The sequence below is a fragment of the Haliscomenobacter sp. genome (genome assembly GCF_040403615.1).
Taxonomy (GTDB): domain Bacteria; phylum Bacteroidota; class Bacteroidia; order Chitinophagales; family Saprospiraceae; genus Haliscomenobacter.
Genome location: NZ_JBBAKG010000085.1, coordinates 21,677 through 28,075, shown reverse-complemented (window position 1 = coordinate 28,075; position 6,399 = coordinate 21,677). Strand labels below are relative to the sequence as shown.

At 43.4% G+C, this 6,399-nt stretch carries 5 protein-coding genes and 1 pseudogene; 3 read left to right on the top strand and 3 right to left on the bottom strand.

What is annotated here, in order from left to right; all coding sequences use genetic code 11:
* A pseudogene (locus ABW391_RS21800) lies at positions 1 to 799 on the bottom strand (hypothetical protein); the annotation flags it as partial.
* Between the two features lie 437 nt (positions 800 to 1,236).
* Here ABW391_RS21800 and ABW391_RS21795 point away from each other — a divergent pair.
* Positions 1,237 to 1,818, top strand: a complete 582-nt coding sequence (locus tag ABW391_RS21795) for a toxin-antitoxin system YwqK family antitoxin (protein WP_353484034.1) — start codon at positions 1,237 to 1,239, stop codon at positions 1,816 to 1,818.
* 18 nt (positions 1,819 to 1,836) lie between these two features.
* Here the strand turns inward: ABW391_RS21795 and ABW391_RS21790 are convergent, their stop codons facing one another.
* On the bottom strand, positions 1,837 to 2,574 hold the full coding sequence (locus tag ABW391_RS21790; protein ID WP_353484033.1) for a helix-turn-helix domain-containing protein: 738 nt from the start codon (positions 2,572 to 2,574) through the stop codon (positions 1,837 to 1,839).
* A 404-nt stretch (positions 2,575 to 2,978) separates the two neighbouring features.
* On the opposite strand from ABW391_RS21790, the gene ABW391_RS21785 reads away from it, so the two are divergent.
* Together ABW391_RS21785 and ABW391_RS21780 are read left to right on the top strand one after the other, a co-directional pair.
* A complete protein-coding gene (locus tag ABW391_RS21785) occupies positions 2,979 to 3,551 on the top strand; it encodes a hypothetical protein (protein ID WP_353484032.1) in 573 nt (190 codons plus the stop codon).
* A 24-nt stretch (positions 3,552 to 3,575) separates the two neighbouring features.
* Entirely contained in the window at positions 3,576 to 5,105 is a 1,530-nt protein-coding gene (locus ABW391_RS21780) for a hypothetical protein (RefSeq protein WP_353484031.1), read from the top strand.
* A gap of 11 nt (positions 5,106 to 5,116) precedes the next feature.
* On the opposite strand, the gene ABW391_RS21775 is transcribed toward ABW391_RS21780, so the two are convergent.
* Positions 5,117 to 6,352 (bottom strand): N-acetylmuramoyl-L-alanine amidase family protein, encoded by a 1,236-nt coding sequence (locus tag ABW391_RS21775; RefSeq protein ID WP_353484030.1) that lies wholly within the window; start codon positions 6,350 to 6,352, stop codon positions 5,117 to 5,119.
* Between the last annotated feature and the right edge of the window lie 47 nt (positions 6,353 to 6,399).

Genomic DNA, 6,399 nt, shown 5'->3' with positions numbered 1-6,399 from the left:
TCGCACCAGCCGTCAAGCTGATTGATGGACGAGTGAAGTTAATGCGCTGCGTGTAGTCAGAACGCATGCCGTTGCAATCGGTAGCTACCCACTCGCGAGAGATGGTTGCATAGATTCCACCGTTTTTCTTCAGGTCTTCACAAGAGTAGAAGACCACTTTGTCGCTCCACTTCAGGGTTACCCGGCAACCGCAGTTGAAGCAGTTGTCTTTGAAGTAAGCATAACCCAGGTTTTTGATCACGTCAGAAGTCAAACCTGGAGGGATCAAGCCCAATTGGCAATTGTCACCAGTTCCAGCAACACCTTCAGCGTTGTTGATGGTCTGGCTACCAGTTGCAGCAGGACGTGGAGAGCTGGTTGCACCTACGTTACCAATCGTCAAACGATTGTTCAACACGTAGTTCACATCGTAGCAATCCAAAGTAAAGTCACGAGGAGCACAAACCAGCGCAGGTGCAGTTTTGTCTTCAGCGGTTACTTTACCCCAGCAAATTACGGTTGCGTTGGGAGAGTCGCTTGTAAACAAGCCATAAGTCCAAACACCAGGACAGTCGATAACTGCACCGTTGGTTTGGTTGTTGTCCATAACGCGTACGTATGCTCCGGGGCAAGATCCGTCGGATACGAGGTTACGGGTAAGAAGGAATTGGCAATTGGCATCCAAAGAAACTGTCACATTGTAACAACCGCAATTGGTTGACTGTGCAGTTAGGTTAGAACCAAAAACCAGTGTAGCCAAAACCATCAAGCACGCGCTTGCAGTTTTGGTCATCCAGCTAGTAAAGGTCGAATTTTTCATAAGAGAATGATTAAGATAAATTGGTTATTAAGCTTTATACAAGAGTTCAACGTTCAGTGCACTTTAATGCACTACATCTTTTTGCAATTCCAATCAATACTGGTAAACAGCATCGAATAGCAGGGGCAGAACGCTGAAACCTGTGTATCCCGAACGGAGGGGAGGGAGGTTTCGGTTTGACATGAGCAGACTAACAACAAACAATAATTCCTAGTAATCTCAGACAAAAATATTGAACCAAACCTAACTAGACTAATCTAAAGGGCTTTTTTTTTATTTTTTTTAAAATTATGAGATGGTCGTTTTTTAAATATTTAGTTTACAGTAGATTATAATTTAAAATTTATATTGCCGCGTAATTCGTAATCGCAAGAGTTTTCGAGAAAATTGGTGATTTTAAGATAAAAACTTTTCTTTGTCACAAAAAAATCAAAAAAATGAGACATCTGTACTTATACCTGACGCTGTTGAGCATTGGATTTGCTTGTACGCCCGATAATAAAACCAAGCAAGCAGCAGCATTAGACGCAATCGCAGCTGGAAATCTGTTTACCATGACTCCGATTCCTGGGTCAGACTACCAAATTGCAAAGAAAAACAACCTGGAAGGAGAGATTGCAGAGGGAGGACTAACCGATTCCAAGGGAATGAAAACGGGGATTTGGGTCATTTACCAAGGCGACGGAGGCTACCCTGCAAAAATCATGAGCTATGTCAAAGGGCTGTACAATGGTCCTTACTTTGAATTTGATGGATTTGGCCGAATGGTGGTGCGAGCCAATTACCTCAACAACAAGCTGCATGGTAAATTGGTGAAATTTCAGGATGGAAATATGATTCAGCAATCCGAATACAAGGATGGTGTGTTGGATGGAGCGTACAAAGAGTTCAACCGCAACGGAGCTGTCCAAAAAGAAATCAATTATAAGGATGGTCAGTTGAACGGATCTTTTCGGTATTATGATGAAAAAGGAAATGTAATTGAAGAGTACCTTTACAAAAATGGCAAGCAACAATAAAACAATGCTTTGAAAAGGTTAGCGGTGTTTTCGCACGTAGTCCTTGGGCGTAAAACCAGTCACTTCTTTGAAGACTTTGTAAAAGGTAGATTTGTTTTTGAAACCACACTGCAGCGCAATGCCATAAAGGGTTAGGTTGCTCAACGAGTCCTTGACAATTTTGTGTTTGGCTTCTTCAACACGGTAAAAATTGATGAATTGCTGAAAGTTGTATCCCGCTTGATGATTGACAACCTGAGAGAGGTATTTGGTATTCGTGTTCAGCGAATCGGCTACCTTTTTAAGGGTAAGATCGGAACAAAGGTAGAGCTTTTCGAATTCGATTAACTTTTTTAACTGATTGTAAAGCTTGATTTCATAAATGCCATGTAAACTACTGGATTTGTATTTATCGCTCAAATTCAGCAGCGGAATAAAAGATTCATCCAAGGTGATGTCTCCATTTACTTCAAAGGCAATGAAATTGGTCAGCTCCTGGTTTTTATTGAAAATAGGATGGATCACCAATTTGCAGGTATATGGTTTTCCATTTTTATGGTAATTGATCAATTGATCTTTGTAGGGAATTCTGGATTGAATCGCTTTCCGAATGCGGTCTCTGGCGGCTTGGTCTGTTTTTGGGCCTTGCAATATCTTTCCGGGTACGCGGCCAATGGCCTCACCCAAGCTGTAGCCAGTAATGGCAGTGAAGTCTTCATTCACCCAAATGATGCGCTGGTTGGGGTCGGTTAAGATGACTGCAATACTGGGAATCATGCCGAATTGTTTTTTTGTTCAGCTTTTTGAAAGATGGTACAATGCCTCGGGAACGGAAACAAAACAAATCCTTGGTGAACAGACTAAAATATAGCGTAAAGTGGGGATAAATCTAAGGAAAAAAATAAACTGAAATTTGATTTCTCCTCAAAATTATTTATTTGAGTCAAAACAGGTGAAAAGGCCAATCACTTTTCTTCAACCCCAATTGGTTATATTTGGCCTTCTAACCGAAACATCAAATCCTGCTCTAAACCTTTGAAAAGCTGCAAATTTGTACTGCAATGAATTGGAGACCCACTATTTTTGAATTAGACCCCAAACATGCCCAGGCTTGGCAGATGGCCTTAGACCAGCAGATCTCTGAAATAACTTTGGCCAATCAGCAGGAGCAATTGCTTTTTGTGCAACAAATTTTGAGTAGCGCTTTGTTGAATGGCGAAAAAAGCCTGGTGCTTGCCAATGATTTATCTCTTCTGCAAACTTTACGGTTTCAACTGGAAACCGGCCATTTAACGCCCTATTTGAATTTGTTGCGTGCAGAAGAATGGTCTGGCAACCACTTCACCAAACTATTGGAAGAGAAAACAGCTGCTTATATTTCTCCAAAAATCACAGCATCCAAAGCGTTTGAACTCAACCTTGAGAAGCTTGAACGAACGCATCAGCGCTTGTCTTTAGCTTATCAAAGTGTACGCAAACCGATCTTTGGCCATTGGAATTGGAGCGAAACAATTGGTCATTTTTTGACCCTGAAAGCAAACGCAGGTAAAGAGCGCTTAAATTTGACGATAGGGGCAGAGGGGTTTTCCTTTACCTTAAATGAGTTCGGCGCACTTTCTCAACTGCTTGAAGAAGCGCAATCCCGGTACTTCGGTGCTTCCGTTTTTAATCACCCGTTAAACGGCTTGCATCCCCATGTTTTTCAACAGAAAAATGTAGAAACAGCGGCTCAATTTTCAAGGGATAAATTATAAGCGTATTCATTGCGGATAGGTTCGATGGCACATCGATACGGTGCCAAAATGGAAGAATACGAGCATCTGCTCCGACAGCATTTGAACCAGCATACCCAAGCCTTATTTAATCAAACGCATGCCTTACTTGAACAAATAGGGGAAGTGACAAAAACTTATGGTGTACGTTTTGCCGAAACAAAATCGGGAAAGTTAGGCTGGTTTTCAGCAGAAGGGAAAACAGCGACAAAATATTTCCAGAAAATCATTACCGATTTCCAGGGCATCAGATTCAATTTTGACAAACTCAACTGGTTTCCATTCAGCTGGCCAGGAGCAGAAAAAGGCATTACCCTGTCCGCAATATCCGCTGCATTGACCCATTTTGAAGCCGCATTAAAAGCCTGGCACTTTGACCAAGAGCAATTCATTCAGGAAGAATTGTTGCGCTTGAACAGCAATACCGCTTTACCTGAGCTGGGACAAAACAATCAGTTGGCTTCCCTGGAAGAAGCCATGGAGGATTTGTTGACCGAACTGAATGCCACCTCATTGCTGTCAAATTCGGTTGCACATAAAATGCTGACTTTGTTTAAAAGAAAGCAAATGCTTGGTGAACTCCAGCATGATTTGGAGCATTTGCAAAGCAATTTGCCTGACTTTGCCCAATTTTATGCCTGGCAGCAATTTTGGTTGATCCAAGATGACTTATCTCAGAATTTGATCAAAGCCCTGGCAAAAGTGAAGGAAAAAGACTGGAAACTGGTTTTTCAATTCTGGTATTTGCAACAAGTCATCCTCAAAGCCAAAACCATGGATCTTCCTGCTGCGCCATTGCCCCTGGAGGACTATTACCAGCATTGGCAATCCTTTACAAATCTGGTACCTGCACAGCTTGCTAAAATCTGGCAGGGACGATGGACGCAATTGCAGCAAAAAGTGAGAAAGAGCAAACCTCGGTTTGGACAAAAAAATCAGCAAAAAGACTTGACCATCACCACGCAATTGGAGGCCTTATCCGAATATTACCCGCTGCTTTTGGTCCAACAAACAGCTCTTCAAGAAGTAAGCCAAGGCATTCCCACCCAGATTTTTGACTGGATCATCGTTTTTGAAGACGAAACTTGGACACAATCGCAGATTCAATCCCTGAAATCATGTGGCCATAAATTAATGGTGGTAGCCAAAAAATCAGAAGAAAGCGCCAATAATGCAACATCTCTTCCGATTGATTCAGCGGAAATTAACCCAGAAAGTATGTTCTGGAGTGCATTTCACCAGGAAATTCGCCCTTATTTTGCGCCATCCAGGTGGACGCGTCCTTGTACAATTGAAGAATTGAATCTCCCTTTGGCGCTTCAACCACTCCATGTAGGCAACCGGGGTACTGTTTTTGTAGCCGATGGATTTTTGTCAAACACGCCAACCTGTGATTTTGCCTGGGAGTATCAACAACAAACCCGCTTGCAACAGCAATGGAATGTACAAGCGGTTTGGTCAACAGTTATCTGGACAAATTTGGCAGAGGAGTGTCGCAAGATGGCGGCAAAAGTGATCAGTGCCGAAAAGCAATAAAAGCGCCTTGTTTATTTCCCGGCTAAGCCTTCAAACAGCCATTTGGCCAAGGCTTCGCGGTTGCTTTCCAGTACAATCCGTTGTTGATCAAGTGGATGGCGGATGTTGCCCAATTCCATAAAAATCGCAGTTGGTTTTACTTCCCGCAGCATGTGCAAGTCGCGGGTGGTAACCGAGCCCTTGTACTGACCGTTTTTGCGGTAAACCTGGTATTTGCCCTTGATGGAATTGTGCAGGGTTTGGGCCAGTTTTTTGCTCTCCTCATTGCTGCGCTGGTAGTACAAAAACAAATCTACTTGTTGTCTGCGGGCGCGGGAATCCACATGGATGCTGATCGCAACCTGCTGAGTAATGCCGGCCTTGCGATTTTGGGCGTACAACTGATTGATGATATTGGAACGCTGGTACAAGCGAGTGGCCTGTCCAGCGGCAGTAATGGCTTGCCCGCCCCATACTTCTTCGTCTTTGTCACATTTGAGAATGAGCCCTCCGCGGATTCCATCATTGGGGTCGCGAGTGATCATGTAAGTGGTAGCGCCGTGCTCAATCAGTTTGCGACACAAGCGGAGGGAGATGTCATAAGCATATTCATCTTCGCACAAATCAAAACCTCCATACCGACCAATGGCGCCGGGATCGATGCCACCGTGGCCTGCGTCAATGTAAAAAATCCGACCGCTGAGCCGGTTGCTTAGTAATGGTGTGTAAGAAAAGGTTTCGCCAAAAATGGGGAATTTTCGTTTCCCGGGATTGCTGGATTTTTGAAATTCAGGATTTACCCGTTCATTTTCAGAAATGGGGGATTTCCCAGCTTGGTTGATGGCCACGGTAGTTTTGGGGGTGGGGCAGTTGGTGGCATGATGAGGCACCCAAATAATTTTATCTTTTTTGAAGGATGCAACTTTTAGGCCCTTGGCCAGCATCACTTCATTGTACACTTGAATGCTTAGGGCAACATCGTAATCTTTGATGCCAAGAGAAGTGCGGATTTTCTGCCCATCATAGGTTCTGAGCTGGATGGGTAAAAAATACTTTTTCCCTTTGATCAAATTATTTTTGAGCGTTATTTTATTCAGCGCACAAAATTTGTCGAGATTGCAGGGGTATTTATCCAACTCGTAACGGCGCAATAGGGATAATATACCGTCTCCTTTGAGCGGTACGACACTGAGGTAATCCGACTCCGGCAAAACGCGGGCAGGAAACATCAGCAATAATGAAAGGAATATGGCAGAAAAAACGGGCATGCTTCTGATATTTCGATTTAGGGTAAAAGTCAAGTACAAAAGAAGCC

Coding starts and splice junctions, on each gene's coding strand:
- ABW391_RS21795 (WP_353484034.1), top strand. CDS start 1,237: ATGAGACATCTGTACTTATACCTGACGCTGTTGAGCATTGGATTTGCT.
- ABW391_RS21790 (WP_353484033.1), bottom strand. CDS start 2,574: ATGATTCCCAGTATTGCAGTCATCTTAACCGACCCCAACCAGCGCATC.
- ABW391_RS21780 (WP_353484031.1), top strand. CDS start 3,576: ATGGCACATCGATACGGTGCCAAAATGGAAGAATACGAGCATCTGCTC.
- ABW391_RS21775 (WP_353484030.1), bottom strand. CDS start 6,352: ATGCCCGTTTTTTCTGCCATATTCCTTTCATTATTGCTGATGTTTCCT.